This is a genomic window from Achromobacter colocynthidis (assembly GCF_057334535.1).
The window spans coordinates 47,453-61,590 of sequence record NZ_JBHFIZ010000036.1 but is presented as its reverse complement, the minus strand read 5'-3'; the positions used below and the strand labels follow the sequence as shown (position 1 = coordinate 61,590).

General features: G+C 66.1%; 15 protein-coding genes and 1 pseudogene. 3 read left to right on the top strand and 13 right to left on the bottom strand.

The window, feature by feature from the left end:
• The 12 genes and pseudogenes from ACE04A_RS19125 to ACE04A_RS19070 form a co-directional block, all read right to left on the bottom strand.
• Positions 1–403, bottom strand: a pseudogene (locus ACE04A_RS19125) (type II secretion system minor pseudopilin GspK); the annotation flags it as partial.
• On the bottom strand, positions 400–1,038 hold the full coding sequence (locus ACE04A_RS19120; protein WP_404976331.1) for a PulJ/GspJ family protein: 639 nt from the start codon (positions 1,036–1,038) through the stop codon (positions 400–402). The gene ACE04A_RS19120 and the pseudogene ACE04A_RS19125, both read right to left, overlap by 4 nt.
• Entirely contained in the window at positions 1,035–1,451 is a 417-nt protein-coding gene (gspI, locus tag ACE04A_RS19115; RefSeq protein ID WP_259248822.1) for a type II secretion system minor pseudopilin GspI, read from the bottom strand. Before gspI ends, ACE04A_RS19120 begins: the two co-directional genes overlap by 4 nt.
• The gene (gene gspH / locus ACE04A_RS19110; protein WP_279994699.1) at positions 1,438–1,926 is read right to left on the bottom strand and encodes a type II secretion system minor pseudopilin GspH; all 489 of its coding nucleotides are present in this window, start codon (positions 1,924–1,926) and stop codon (positions 1,438–1,440) included. The genes gspI and gspH overlap by 14 nt, the downstream gene beginning before the upstream one ends.
• Positions 1,898–2,326, bottom strand: coding sequence for a type II secretion system major pseudopilin GspG (gspG, locus tag ACE04A_RS19105; RefSeq protein WP_100855320.1), 429 nt, complete (start codon positions 2,324–2,326; stop codon positions 1,898–1,900). Before gspG ends, gspH begins: the two co-directional genes overlap by 29 nt.
• 74 nt (positions 2,327–2,400) lie before the next feature.
• Positions 2,401–3,360, bottom strand: coding sequence for a tripartite tricarboxylate transporter substrate binding protein (locus tag ACE04A_RS19100; RefSeq protein ID WP_448717120.1), 960 nt, complete (start codon positions 3,358–3,360; stop codon positions 2,401–2,403).
• Between the two features lie 54 nt (positions 3,361–3,414).
• Complete coding sequence (locus tag ACE04A_RS19095; RefSeq protein WP_448717119.1) at positions 3,415–4,836, bottom strand: FAD-binding oxidoreductase; 1,422 nt, start codon at positions 4,834–4,836, stop codon at positions 3,415–3,417.
• On the bottom strand, positions 4,833–5,798 hold the full coding sequence (locus ACE04A_RS19090) for a 2-hydroxyacid dehydrogenase (protein WP_448717118.1): 966 nt from the start codon (positions 5,796–5,798) through the stop codon (positions 4,833–4,835). Before ACE04A_RS19090 ends, ACE04A_RS19095 begins: the two co-directional genes overlap by 4 nt.
• Complete coding sequence (locus ACE04A_RS19085) at positions 5,795–6,472, bottom strand: RraA family protein (protein WP_448717116.1); 678 nt, start codon at positions 6,470–6,472, stop codon at positions 5,795–5,797. The genes ACE04A_RS19090 and ACE04A_RS19085 overlap by 4 nt, the downstream gene beginning before the upstream one ends.
• 36 nt (positions 6,473–6,508) lie before the next feature.
• Positions 6,509–7,483 carry a tripartite tricarboxylate transporter substrate binding protein gene (locus ACE04A_RS19080; protein WP_259248807.1) on the bottom strand — a complete coding sequence of 325 codons (975 nt, stop codon included), beginning with the start codon at positions 7,481–7,483 and terminating at the stop codon, positions 6,509–6,511.
• A gap of 136 nt (positions 7,484–7,619) precedes the next feature.
• Positions 7,620–8,642: an NAD-dependent epimerase/dehydratase family protein gene (locus ACE04A_RS19075; RefSeq protein ID WP_448717114.1), complete on the bottom strand. Its 1,023-nt coding sequence runs from the start codon at positions 8,640–8,642 to the stop codon at positions 7,620–7,622.
• A 6-nt stretch (positions 8,643–8,648) separates the two neighbouring features.
• Positions 8,649–10,124 carry an aldehyde dehydrogenase gene (locus ACE04A_RS19070; protein WP_485820403.1) on the bottom strand — a complete coding sequence of 492 codons (1,476 nt, stop codon included), beginning with the start codon at positions 10,122–10,124 and terminating at the stop codon, positions 8,649–8,651.
• A 92-nt stretch (positions 10,125–10,216) separates the two neighbouring features.
• Between ACE04A_RS19070 and ACE04A_RS19065 the strand changes: the two genes are divergently transcribed.
• A complete protein-coding gene (locus ACE04A_RS19065; RefSeq protein ID WP_259248799.1) occupies positions 10,217–11,167 on the top strand; it encodes a LysR family transcriptional regulator in 951 nt (316 codons plus the stop codon).
• A 78-nt stretch (positions 11,168–11,245) separates the two neighbouring features.
• Positions 11,246–11,407 carry a hypothetical protein gene (locus tag ACE04A_RS19060; protein ID WP_006218955.1) on the top strand — a complete coding sequence of 54 codons (162 nt, stop codon included), beginning with the start codon at positions 11,246–11,248 and terminating at the stop codon, positions 11,405–11,407.
• Between the two features lies 1 nt (position 11,408).
• Here ACE04A_RS19060 and ACE04A_RS19055 read toward each other — a convergent pair whose 3' ends face one another.
• Positions 11,409–11,852, bottom strand: a complete 444-nt coding sequence (locus ACE04A_RS19055) for a general secretion pathway protein GspC (RefSeq protein WP_279994710.1) — start codon at positions 11,850–11,852, stop codon at positions 11,409–11,411.
• Positions 11,853–12,133: 281 nt separating this feature from the next.
• On the opposite strand from ACE04A_RS19055, the gene ACE04A_RS19050 reads away from it, so the two are divergent.
• Complete coding sequence (locus tag ACE04A_RS19050) at positions 12,134–14,104, top strand: PhoX family protein (protein WP_448717111.1); 1,971 nt, start codon at positions 12,134–12,136, stop codon at positions 14,102–14,104.
• The last annotated feature ends 34 nt before the right edge of the window (positions 14,105–14,138 follow it).

The following is a 14,138-nucleotide window of genomic DNA, read 5'->3' as shown; positions in this document are numbered from 1 at the left end:
GGCGGCCCCCCACTTCTTCCTGTTCGGGTTGCGGCACGCCGTTGCGTGCCAGGTTGCTCAGGTTGTACTTGCCCTGTTCGTCCTGCACGCGGCCCGAGAACACGGCAACGCGGTCGTCGCCGGGGCGTTCGATGCGGGTGTCCAGGATGGGCGTTGCCCAGATCTGGTCGCCGCGCGTGGTGGATTCGCGCTTGCCGTGGTCGCGGATGACCAGGCGCGCCCAGTCGATGCCGCCCGCCAGCATGACGCGGGCCTGCACGCGCGACATCTCGTTTTCCACTCGCCGGGTGCTGGCAGTCTGGCGCTGGAACAGGCTGGTGGTCAGCGCCGCCACAATGGCCACGATGATCAACGCGCTGATGACCGCCGCGCCGCGTTCCTTCAGGGTAGGGCGGGGCGTCATGGCAGCTCCAGAATGCGCGTGTAGCGCTGCGGCGCGTTGGCCGCGCCGCGTTCCAGCGTGATCTCGATGCCGGTTGGCGCCGTGCCGAAACTGGCATTGGCGTCCGCCCAACCCACGCCCGGCACCCAGGCGCGCAGGCTCAGCACGCGCACGCCGGGCAGCAGCAACACGGCATTGACGGCGGCGGGCAGCGGGCTGCGCGGCGCGGGCGGCCCGCTGGCGCGCCACAGGCCGTCCGCCCGCACCTGCCATTGCACGCGCTGCCACAGGCCATTGCCGTCGGCATCGGGGCGCAGCAGTTCCAGCGTTTGCCCGCCCGTGTTCTGGCGCAGCAGGCGCAGCCCGCTGGTCAGCGAGACGGCGTCTTTGCCGGGCGCATCGAAGCGGGGGCCGGTGTAGGACAGTTCCACGTCGCGCGCCATCTGGCCCAGCGTCCGGACGATGGCGTCGGTGTCTTCGGCCTGCTGTTCGATGCGGTCACGCGCGCTGGATACGCTGGCCAGCCCGCGCCAGGCCATCAGGCTGACCAGCGCCATCAACGCCAGCGCAACCAGCACCTCGATCAGGGTGAAGCCGGCTTGGCGGGCGCGGTTGGGGCGCTTGGCGGGAGGGGAAGGCACGCGGCGCATCGTCATCGCAGGCTGGACAGCAGGCCGTCCAATTGCAGCAGCACGGCGTCCGGCCGGCCCGATGCGGCGTCATGGACATTGACCGATACCTGCCGGAAGCTGCGGTTCATGGAATTCGTGAAGACCAGCTCACACTGCAACGCGCGGCCGCCTTGCGGGCAAGGCACGGTTTGCGATCCGGCGCGCGGCAAGCTCTGTTCCAGCCGCAACTGGGTCAAGGCGTTTTGCGCGGCCAGCAGCGCCAAGGTCTTGTCCTGCAAGGCGCGGTTGTTGGCCGTCATGACGCCGGTGGCGCGCAGCGCGGCCGCCATCGCCACGGCAATGATGGCCAGCGCCACCAGCACTTCAATCAGGGTGAAGCCGCGCTGGCGCTGGGCGACAGGCTTGTTGGCGCAAGCAGGGGAATCAGTGGATGTCATAGCGGCCGGCGGCGTCGCGTTGCAGGGTGACCTGGTCATCGCCCGCGCGCAGGGTCAGCGTGATCGGGTCGGCGACCCATTCGGTGTTGAATACAAGCGGCCGGTCGGGGGTCAGGCTCAGGTGGACGACGCCCGCGTGCCAGGACTGCGGGCGCAGCATGTCGTCCTGCTCCAGGCGGTCTACCGGCACGGGCACGTTTTCGTCGGCGCTGGGGCCGGGCAAGCGCCCCTGGCGCTCGAACGACCAGCCTTGGTCGCCGGCCAGCCAGCGGATGGGCCGGCCGTCGCTGCGGGCTTCGCTTTGCGCCACGGTGAAGGCGTCGGCCAGGCGTTCGGCGTCAACGCGCAGGCCGTTGTCGCGCTTGCCGATCGACAGGCTCACCATGCTGGCGGCAATGGCCACAATCACCAGCACCACCAACACTTCAACCAGCGTGAAGCCGCGCTCAGAGCTCCCAGGAACCGATGTCGGCATCGCCGTTTTCTCCACCGGGCTTGTTGTCGGCGCCAAACGAGAACACGTCGATGTCGCCCTTGACGCCCGGGCTCAGGTATTGATAGGGGTGGCCCCAGGGATCATTGGGCAGCTTGTCCAGGTACCCGCGCCAGTTCGACGCGCCATCCGGCTTTTCAGCCAGCGCGCGCAGGCCTTGCGCCGTGGTCGGATAGCGGCCGTTGTCCAGCCGGTACAGCTTCAAGGCCTGCATGATGCCGCCAATATCCTGACGCGCCGCCACCTGCCGTGCCTGGTCGGGGCGGTCCAGCACACGCGGCACGATCAGCGCCGCCAGAATCCCCATGATCACAATCACCACCATGATCTCGATCAGGGTGAAACCTTGCTGACGGGCAAGCCCGCGCGGTAACTGACGCACTTTACGACTCCGGTCTTCTAGTAGAAGCCCGGAATTGTGGACATGAAATATGACAGTAATGCTTGCGCCGACGCTTATTCGACCCAGGGCGTTTGCGCCCAGATCTGACGCAGGCGGGCGTCGTCACCCTTCAGGCGTTCCTGCCACTGCGGGCCGTCCACGTAATCCATCTCGGTGAACTGCTGTTTCATCTGGGCCTGGAAGTCCGGATTGGCCGCTACCTTGCCCAGCGCCTTACGCAATTTTTCGGACACGTCGGCCGGCAGTCCCTTGGGCGCGACGATTCCGCGTTCCGAGGCAAACACCAGGTTCACGCCCAGTTCCTTGAAAGTGGGCACGTCGGGGCCCAAGGGCGAGCGCTTCTCGCTGGCTTGCGCCAGTACTCGCATGTTCTTGCCGTGATAGGGCATGACTTCGCCCAGGTTCAGACCGCCGACGACGGTATGACCACCCAGTACCGAACTGCGCAGGGGACCCGCGCCGTTGTAGGGCACGTGGTTGAGCTTGGTGCCGGTCTGGGCCTGGAACAGGACCAGCGCCAGATGGTCGTCGGTGCCGACGCCGGTGGACCCATAGCTGATCGTGCCCGGCTTTTCCTTGGCGGCGGCGATCAGGGCTTCCAGCGTTTGATAGGGGCTGTTGCTGGCCACGCTGAATGCACTGGGGTCCCGCACCAGATTGGCCAGGTAGGTGAAGTCGTCACGGTTGAAGCCTGCCTTGCGTTCGATGGGCAAGGACACCAGCCCGGGCATATTCGTCATGGCCAGCGTGTAGCCGTCCGGCTTGGCGCGCGCCACGTAGGCCAGGGCAATGGCGCTGGACGCGCCCGGCTTGTTCTGCACCACCACGGTGGCGCCCAGTTCCTTTTCCAGAAAGACCGCCAGCGAACGGGCAGTGAGATCCGTGCCGCCGCCAGGCGCAAAACCCACAATCAATTCGATTGGGTGGTCGGGCCACGCCCAAGCGGGCAATGCGGCGCACAGGCCGGCAACGGAAAGCACGGCGCGCGCGGCGCTCTTGGGTGAAAAAAACATGTTGTCTCCAGGTTTGTGTTTGATGTTGGCAGTTGGTGCCGGCAAGGCTGCCGGCTATGGCATGTGATGCGGGCCGGTTGCCGGCAGAACCTTGCCGGGATTCATGACCCCCTGGGGATCCAGGGCAAGCTTGATGCGCCGCATCAGGTCCAGTTCCAGCGCGCTCTTGTAGCGCTGGAGGTCCTCTACGCGACATTGGCCGATGCCTTGTTCGGCGCTGATGGATCCACCGGCGTCGTGGACCTTGTCATGCACCAGTCGCTGAATGTCCGCGTGCGATGCGCCCATGGGCGGCAGCAGGTTGTAGTGCAGGTTGCCGTCGCCCAGGTGTCCGAACACGCGCAACGCCACGCCGGGGAAGGCGGCGGCAAGCGCCTGGTCGGTGGCCCGCACAAATTCGGGGATGCGCGAGACAGGCAATGAAATGTCGTGCTTGACGCAAGCCTTGGCCCGCGCCAATGCCAAGGTGATGCTCTCGCGCAGATGCCAGAAGGCAGCGCTTTGCGCGCCGGATACCGCTACCACGGCGTCCAGGGCTATGCCCGATTCCAAAGCGCCCGACAGGACGGCTTCCAGCCGCGTTGCCGCATGCGGCCCGTCGCCGTGGTCGGACACCTCAAGCAAGGCGCACCAGGCGTCTTCCGGCAGATCCGCGAAAGGAAGGCGTTGCTGCGGGAAGGCCCGAGCCACATCGGTCATGCAAGGAACCGACATGACTTCGAAAGCGGTCAGGCCGGCGCCAAAGCCCGCGCGGGCACGTTGCAGCAACTGCACGGCTTGCGCCAGCCCAGACACAGCGACCAAGGCCGTGCATTGCGCGCGGGGCAGGGGAAAGAGCTTGAGGACAGCTGCGGTGATGATGCCCAGCGTGCCTTCGCTGCCGATGTAGAGGTCGCGCAGGTCGTAGCCGGTGTTGTCCTTGCGCAGGCCGCGCAACCCTTGCCAGATCTCGCCTTGCGGCGTGACCACCTCCAGGCCCAGCGCCAGTTCGCGGGCGTTGCCGTAACGCAGCACTTGTGTACCGCCGGCATTGGTGGACAGGTTGCCGCCGATGGTGCAGCTTCCCTGTGCGCCCAGGGACAACGGAAACAGCCGGCCAGCGTTGGCCGCGGCTTCCTGCACGGCTTGCAGCACGCAGCCGGCTTCCACCGTGATGGTGTCGTTATCCAGGTCCATGGCGCGCACGCGGTTCATGCGCAACAACGAGAGCACCACGGCCGACGCGCTGGTATCGGGGGTGGCAGCGGCTACCTGGCCGGTATTGCCGCCCTGCGGCACGATCGCCACGCCCGCTGCGGCGCAAAGGCGCACCACCTGCGCCACCTCGTCGCTATCGGCGGGGCGTAGCACGGCCAGCGCGCGGCCGGTGAAGGCTTGGCGCCAGTCGGTCAGGTAAGGCTCGGCGGCGGCGCCGGTCAGCACGTGCGCGTCACCGATGCAAGCGCCAAGCTCCGTCAGCAATCCCGCATGCGTCATGTCTGCATCTCGCGAGCGGCTACCGGCGTGAGCAGGCGGCCGGTCTGCATGAAGGCGTTGACGTTGTCCAGCACCAGTTCCGCCATCGCGGCCCGGGTTTCGCGCGTGGCGCTGCCCACGTGCGGCATGAGTGACACCTGATCCAGATCCGCGAATTCCGGGGCCGGCGTGGGTTCCTGCTCCAGCACGTCCAGCCCGGCTCCGCCCAGTTCACCCGAACGCAGGGCAGCCAGCGCGGCGGCCTGGTCCACCACGCTGCCCCTGGCAATGTTGACCAGAATGCCCTGTGGGCCTAGCGCGCGGATGACCGGCGCATCCACGAGGTGCCGCGTGGATGCGCCGCCCACGCACGCGACCACCAGAAAATCCGCCCACTCGGCCAAGGCCACCAGCGAGGACTCGTAGCCATAGGGTGCGCCAGGCCGAGGCGCGCGGTTGTGGTACCGCACTTCCATGTCGAAGCCGGCCGCCCGTCGGGCAATGGCTTCGCCGATACGACCCAGCCCAAGAATGCCCAGGCGCTTGCCCGACACCTTGGTCGTTACCGGAAACTGCCCCAGCGCGCGCCACTGTCCCGTTTTCACGTAACGGTCGCCGATGGCGGTTCGGCGCGCGGCGGAAAGCAGCAGGGCCCACGCCAGGTCGGCCACGCAATCATCCAGCACGTCAGGTGTGACGCTGACGCCGATGCCGCGTGTGGCGGCGGCCCCTAAATCCAGCGTGTCGTGGCCCACGCCCCAGCTACATACCGCCTGCAAGGCGGGCAGTGCATCGAACATGGCTTGCGTGAATCCATGACGCACCGAGGTCACGGCGACTCGCGGGCCGTGCAGCGCATCGCCGAACGCGGCGAGGCCACGCGGGTCATGCCAGGTTTGCAGAACCCGGTAGCGCGCCGCCAGGCGCTGGTCGAACTCGGCGCCTAACGAAGCGACCTGCACGACGTCATGGGAGGCGCTCACTCGCTGTCTCCGGCGCGTGCGGGAATGTAGTTGGCGGCCGCGGCGGCGTCGGCGAACGAAAGGCCGTCGCGGATGCCTTGTTCTACGCGCTCATCCACCGCCAGGGCTTCTTGCGCGGCGGCCAGTACCGCTTCAAGCCGCTCGCGCGGCACCACCACCAGGCCCGTGTCATCACCCACCACCAGGTCGCCCTCGGCGACCCGCAGTTGGCCGATGGTCACGGGCTCGCCCATGGCTTGCAGGCGCAAGCGCGTCTTGCCCGTCAAAGGCGTCACGTGGCGGCTGGCAAGCCACAACCCGGTTGCCTGGATCTCGTCAACGTCGCGGCACGCGCCGTCGATGACTACCGCCGTGGCCTGACGAAGGGACGCCGCCAGGGACGCGATGCCGCCAAAGGTGGAAATGCAGGTCCCGCCCGCATCCACCATCAGCACGCGGCCTGGACCGGTGGCGGCAACCAGCCGCCCCACGGCAAAGTCGGCGCGGTCGAAGTCGCCCAGCCCGCCCCAAACATGCCGCGCGGTGACGGCAAAGCCGGCAATGCGCCCTTGGCCGCTGCGACGCGCAATGCCTTGCACCACGCCCGCGATGCCCAGCGCGTCCATGGCGTCTGCCCAGGTGCTGGTCCCGATGGCGGCGCAGCGCGCCAACAGGTCTTGTTCGTTGTCGCTCATGTGTTGTCTCTCCGGTCGGATGATTGATGCGGCAGATCAGTCGATCTGCGCGCCAGAAAGCTTCACGCCCTCGGCCCAGCGTTGTGCTTCGTCATTGATGAAGGCCTGGAACTGCTGGGGCGAACTGTTGTTCACGTCGCCGCCCATGTCTTGCAGCTTCTTGGTCATCTCGGGGGTGGCGACGATCTTCGCGACGTCGTGGTAGATCTTTTCGCGTAGAGCGGCGGGCATGCTGGAAGGCGCGAACAGGCCGAACCACGTCGCGGCCTCGAAGTTCTTCATGCCGGCCTCGGTCATCGTGGGCACCTGGGCGATGGCTTCGACGCGGCGCGGATGCGCCAGGGCAATCGCCTTGAGCTTGCCCGACTGGATGTGCGGCAACGCCGCCGACAGGGTGACGAAGGCCATCTGCACCTGGCCGCCGATCAGGTCGGTGATCATGGGCGCATCGCCCCGGTACGGCACGTGAACCAGATTCAGGCCGGCGCGTGCCTTGAACAGCTCGCCGGTCAGGTGCTGGGGGGTGCCGTTGCCGGTGGAGGCCATGCTCAGGCCCTGGGGCGAGGCCTTGGCATAGGCGATCAGTTCGTTCAGATTCTTGACCGGCAAGGACGGCGCCGTCACCAGCACCAGTGGAATGGTGGAGGTCAGCGTCAGCGGCGCGAAATCCTTCAGGGGATCGTAATTGAGCTTCTTGTACAGGCTGGCGCTGATCGTGTGCGCCGCCGTCGTCATGTAGAGCGTGTAGCCGTCGCCGGCCGACCGCGCCACCGACTCGGCCGCCACCGTGGTGCCGGCGCCGGGGCGGTTGTTGATGATGACCTGCTGGCCCCAGGCCGAAGGCAGTTTTTCCGCGATCAGCCGCGCGATGACGTCGGTGGCGCCGCCTGGGGGATACGGGACCACCAGCGTCACGGGCTTGTCTGGATAGCCTTCGGCTAGCGCCGCCCCAGCGCCCAGGGCCATGCCCCACGCAAGTAGGGCACCGGCGATGCAATGTCGCTTATTCATTGTCATGTCTCCTCGTGTGCGCATCGGGTCCGCTTTCTGTTGACGCGGACCCTGAATGCGTTTTGCTGCTTATTGCCTGACGCTCTGTGGCGTCATGTGGCGGGTTCTGCTTGGCGCTCGCCCTGTCGGTGCGGACTTAGCCGGCTTCTTGCGCTTCGCGCCAGGCGAGCAGCCGGGCCACGCCTTCAGCCATGCCGACCTTCGGCTGCCAGCCAATGTGTTGGCCGGCCAGGTCGTGCGGAATATGGAATGCACCGCCCGAGGTCAGGCGCACGGTGCCGGGCGGGTCGGGTTTGATCTCGGGTTGTAGATCGCTCTTGCAGTAGTCGAGCACCAAGCGCACCAGTTCGCCGGTGGTGATGGGCGCGGGGCCCGACACGTTCACCGCCACGTCGGTCGCCGCGCTTTGGAACGCCGCGACGTTGGCGCGCGCCACGTCGGAGACGTGCACGAAGTGCTTGGTGTCGGTGCCGTCGCCCGGCAGCACGGGGCGTTCACCCTTGCGCACGCGGTCGTAGGTTTCCATGATGTACAGCGAGTTGGCCGCGCGGTAGTGCTGGCGTTCGCCGTAAACGGTGGAATAGCGCAACACCACGTAGTCCAGCCCGGACTTCTGGTGGTACTGGCGGCAAAGCTGCTCGCCCATGATCTTGGACGCGCCATACAGAATGGCGGCCGGGGGCGCGCCTTCGGAATGGAAGGGGCCGTTCTCGACCAGCGCGCCGGCGATGCCGGTGCCATAGCCATAGACCGCGTTGGATGAGGCGAAGACGATTTTCCGCACCTTGTTGGCGCGGCAGGCTTCCAGCATGTTCTGCGCGCCGCGGACATTGACGTCCACCGCCTGCCATGGCGTCTGCGAAAAGCCCAATGTCATGTAGGCAGCCAGGTGCAGCACGCCGTCCACGCCCTCGGTCGCCGAGAGCAGGTCCGGCAGGCGCATCAGATCGCCGCGAACCACTTTCACGCGGGGATTGTCCTGCAGGTGGGCAATGGCCTCGAGGGTGCCGAATGCAAAATTGTCCAGCAGGATCACTTCTTTCGCGCCGGCGGCCAGCAAGGCGTCGGCGGTGTGGGAACCCACCAGGCTGGCGGCGCCGGCGATCAGGATGCGGGAGTCGGCCAGCGACAGCGCCGCGCTTTTCTTTTCAGTTGTCATGTTGCTTTAAAGTCCCATGGGTTTTTCATGCATGCCCCAGTACAGGCTCTTGACCTGGCTGTACAGGCGCAGGCCGTGCAGGCCTTTTTCGCGCCCGATGCCGCTGGCCTTGAAGCCGCCGAAGGGGGTGGCGATATGCGATTGCTTGTAGGTATTGATCCAGATAGAGCCGGCCTCGATCTCGCGGGCGACACGCCAGGCGCGGGCGTAGTCGCCCGTCCACATGCCGGCGGCCAGGCCGAAGGCGGTGTCGTTGGCCTGGTGGACGACATCGTCCTCGTCGTCAAAGGGCAGCGCCACCAGCACGGGGCCGAAAATCTCTTCCTGGCACACGCGGGCCTGGTTGCCCAGCCCGTCTATGACCGTGGGCAGATAGAACCAGCCATTGGCCAATTCCGCCTGCGTGGGCGGCTCGCCACCCACCAGCACACGGCCGCCTTCGGCGCGGCCGATATCCACATAGCCGGCGCCCTTGTCGCGATGCGCGCGGGACACCAGCGGCCCCATCTGCGTGGCAGGGTCGTCCGGCAGTCCGACGCGCACTTGCCGCGTGCGTTCCACCAAGGCTTCCATGAAGCGCGGGTAGATGGATTTCTGCACAAACAGGCGCGAGCCCGCAACGCAGCTCTGGCCCGCCGAACCGAAGATGCCCGAGACCACGCCCGCCACGGCGCGGTCCAGGTCGGCGTCGTCGAACACAATGTGGGGTGACTTGCCGCCCAGTTCCAGCCCGACCGGAATCAGGCGTTGGCCCGCGATGCCCCCAATGGCGCGTCCGGTTTCCGTGCCGCCGGTGAACGACACCATGCGCACGCCAGGATGCTTGACCAGTGCCGCGCCCACGTCTTCGCCATGGCCGGGCAGCACGGTCAGCAGGCCTTCGGGCAAGCCGGCTTCGCCGCAGATGCGCGCCAGTTCCAGCGCCAACTGGGGCGTTTCCTCGGAAGGCTTGAGCAACACGGCGTTGCCGGCGGCGAGCGCTGGCGCGGCTTTCTGCGCCTCGTTCATGATGGGCGAGTTCCACGGCGTAATTGCTGCGATCACCCCGAAAGGCTCAGCCAGCGCCATGGAAAAGTACTCGCCGCGCGGCGAGGTCATTTCGTTCTGCCAGGTTTCGCATACGGCCGCGTAGTAGCGGAAATGGCCGGCCGCGCTGTCGACCATGTTCAGGCATTCTTTCCAGGGCTTGCCGCTGTCTTGCATTTGCAGTCGCGCCAAGGGTTCGCGCTCGGCGGCAAGGCGCCGGCCGATCTCGTACAAGGTGGCGGCGCGCTGATCCGGACGCAGCTTGCGCCAGGGCTTGTTGTGAAAGGCGTCCCAGGCAATGGCCACGGCCGCGTCCACGTCCTGCGCCGATGCGCGCGTGACAATGCCGGCTATGCTGCCGTCGGCCGGGTTGATGGAGGTGATGACGGCGTCGCCGTCTTGGCTCAGGCGCCAGTTGGCGCCCAGCCGGAAGGGCTTGTTGCTTGATGCGTCCATAACGTCTTTGAGGGTCAAGGGCTTGGGTAGACGTCATCATCGGTCGGTCGATTATTAGACACAAATAGATGTTTATTTAATATTCTTAGCCTATGGCTATCAATATCAAATACCGTCCCCTCAAGGCGTTTCTGCTGGCGGTCGACAGCGGTTCGTTTACACATGCCGCTAACCAGCTGGGCGTGACGCAGCCCTCATTCACCGCGCTGATCCAGGACCTGGAAGAAGTGCTGGGGCTGCGCTTGTTCGAGCGCACCACGCGCAACATCAGCCTGACCAGCGCCGGGCAGGATTTTCATTCACGCGTGCAACGCCCCATCGCCGACTTGGAAGAGGCCTACCGCAGCCTTGCCGATTTGGCCGCGGTGCGGCGCGGCAATGTTGCCTTGGGGGCGCTGCCGTCCACCGCGCTGACGCTGCTGCCGGCGGCAGTCGGTGCGCTGCGCCTGGCGCATCCGGCTTTGAAAGTGCGGGTGGTAGAGGCGCACAACGACGAACTGCTGGCCATGCTGCGCACCAACCAGATTGAATTCGCGGTGGCCGCCCAGGCCGACCCGGCTTCCGACCTGACCTTCACATCGCTGGGCGAGGATTGCTTTTGCGCGGTTTATCCGGCAGGGCATCCGCTGGGCGATGTCAAAGGGACGCTGCATTGGCGGGACGTGCTGCGATACGACCTGATCTTGCTATCGCAGGGGTCCAATGCGCGCCAGCAATTCGACCGCGCCGTGCGCGACGAAGTGGACGCGCCCGCCACCGCGCTGCGTTACGACGTGACGAACATGGGCACGGCTGCCGGCATGGTGCGACAGGGGCTGGGCGTGAGCGTACTGCCCCGCCTGGCGCTGCCCGAACTGAACCTGTCCGGCCTGTGCTGCGCGCCCCTGGGCGATGCTTCGGCACGCCGCTACATAGGATTGCTGCATCGGCGCGACCGCTCGCTGTCGCCCGCCGCGCAGGCATTGGTGGCGCAGTTGGAAAACGTCATGGCCGGGGTCTTGCCCAACCTGCTGCCCTTGCCACCGCTAGGGAAACCAGATTGACCTTGCAGACCTTGTTTTCTCGTGGAACGGAGCGGTTTCCCCCATCCTGCTACCATGGCCCATCTACAAGGAGCGGTAATGGCTACAAAAGAGAAGTCTTCGACTGGTTTGGCGGCGTTGGTTGAAAAGGCGCTTCAGCAGAAGAAGCTGGCTGCCGCCACGCAAAAGCCGACGGGATCTTCCCTGTCGAACATGGCGGGACGCAAGCAAATGGGGCGTCCGGCAGGTCGTAAACGCTGATTCACTTCACCTTGGCAATGCCCGACGGCGCCTCCAGCGCGGCGGGCGTTGCCAATCGGTTCATTCTTCCCCCTTGCTCTACCGTCACGGCGTCTACCGCGATATCTCGTAGCACGATGCCTGGCGCCACTTCCGCGCCGGTACGCCACGCCAAGGGCGGGCCACCGTCCACGCTCAGCACCGCCGCGCCATCCGGGCCGGCCGCGATCAGGCCCAGCACGCTGATCTGCGTGCGCATCACTTCATCCTTGCCAAACCATAGCGCCACCGGCGTGTTGTCGGCCGCGCGCGGCGGGGCCGCCGATACGGCGGGTGGCAACGCGCCTGGACGCGGGGCCAGCAATATCGACCCCCACACGCCCACGCCCGCGGCCAGCGCCAGTACGGCAAGAACACGCAGCGCGGCGGGCGCGGAAGGCAGGGAAGGGCGCAAGGAAATGGGCATGGGTGTACAGCAGCGGCTACGGTGTCGGGAAACGAGGGGCAGGGAACGCGCCCGACTATAGCGGGGTCACGTGACAATTACGCGATAACGCCGCAATGACAGCGCCATGCCGACGCAATGTCGCCATCAATGCCCGCCGCACAACGCAGCAACCCCCGCCTATTCCGCCCGATTCAGCTTCCCTACAGTTTTTTGTCATTCCGCCTACATGGCGCGTCTCTAGCATGCGGACACGCTCAGGTTCAACGCTTGGGCATCCATCCAACCAACAGGGAAACCGCATGCAAGACATGAATCAAGCCAATCGCCGCCGACTGCTGAAGATGCTGGGAGGCGCGCCGATGCTGCCGATCGGCGGCGTCAGCATGGCGGCGTTGCTGGCCGGCTGTAATTCAAGCGATGACGATGACGACGCGGTCGTCACGCCGCCCGACACGGGCACGCAGCCGCCCGCCACGCCGGTGACCTTCACGTCGGCGTCGTTCACGTCCATGCCCGCGCCCACGCTGGCCAACCCGGAACTGATGGCCCGCACCACGGTGAGTTCGGGGATGAACCTGGCGTTCAGCGATGGCTCCAAGCGCACGGTCGAGCTGGGCTACGAGCCGTTCTTCATTACGGGCGACAACGTGCCCGACGGCAAGGGTGGCGTCGCCATCGCCGGCGGTTACTTCAACCTGGCCGGCGCGCCCATCATGGACAACTCGGTGCCCGCCAAGGCGCGCCAGTTTTTCTCGAACTGTCCGGACGGCACGTCGTTGCTGGCGCTGTCGGCCCCCACCACGGTGCCGGGCGTGGCGGGCAATGCCGTCTATGCAGTGGTGCAGTTCGAATACCAGTCGGTCGACCAGGCGGGCAACGACATGTATGGCTTGCTGCCGTCGCCCATCGCCGTGTTGACGCTGTCGCAAGACCCCAATACGGGCAAGCTCAGCCTGGTCAAGTACAGCAACGTGGACACCTCGTCGGTGCATGGGCTGTGGATCACCTGCGGCGCCAGCCTGTCGCCGTGGGGCACGCACCTGTCCAGCGAAGAGTATGAGCCGGACGCGACGACGGCTGTCGGCTCGGCCTCGTTCCAGGCCTATAGCAACAACGTCTATGGCGACCCCAACAAGGCCAACCCGTACCACTACGGCCACATGCCGGAAGTGACGGTGCACCCCGACGGCACCGGCACCATCAAGAAGCACTACTGCATGGGCCGCATCTCGCACGAGTTGGTGCAGGTCATGCCCGACGAGCGCACCGCGCTGATGGGCGACGACGCCACCAATGGCGGCCTGTTCATGTTCGTGGCCGACCGCAAGGCCGACCTGTCGGCCGGCACGCTGTACGTGGCGAAATGGACGCAGACTTCGGGCACGGGCCCGGGCGCCGGCACACTGAGCTGGATCAAGCTTGGCCACGCCACCAGCGCCGAGGTCAAGGAATTGGCCGACCAGCTTACCGCCGCCGACATCATGGACGTGCGCACGGCCGACCCCGGCGATGCGTCCTTCACGAAGATCCGCTACAGCGGCAAGAACAACTGGGTCAAGCTGCAACCGGGCCGCCGCCAGGCCGCGGCCTTTCTGGAAACGCACCGCTACGCGGCGCTGGTGGGCGGTTCGCTGGCCTTTACCAAGATGGAAGGCACCACCGTCAACATCAAGGACAAGATCGCGTACAGCGCGATGTCGCGGATTGAATCGTCCATGACGGACGGCCAGGTCGCGGGCTTCAAGGTCGAAGCCAATTCCGCCGGCGCGGTCTATCAACTGCATCTGCAAGCGGGCCAGGTGGATACCGACGGCGGCGTCATCGACAGCGAATGGGTGCCGGTGGACATGGCTGCCGTGCCCGAGCTGATCGGCAAGCCGTTGGCCACGCCGGACACGCTGGGCAATACGCATAACGCTGATTTTGTGTCCAACCCCGATAACCTGAAGTTCTCGGAAAAGCTGCGCACCCTGTTCGTGGGCGAAGACAGCGGCGGCCACGTCAATAACTTCATGTGGGCCTACAACGTGGACACCAAGGCCTTGTCGCGCCTGTTGTCGTGCCCGGTGGCGGCGGAATCCACCGGCTTGCAGGCGGTGGATGAAATCAACGGCTGGACCTACATCATGAGCAACTTCCAGCACCCGGGCGATTGGGGCAGCGTGCATGCCGTGGTGCGGCCCACGCTGGAACCGCTGATCAAGGCCAACTACAAAGACGGCTTTGGCGCGGCGGTGGGTTACCTGACGGGTGTGAAGATCGGCGCGTAAGCAAGCGCACGTTGCGTCGGCTTGATGGTTGACG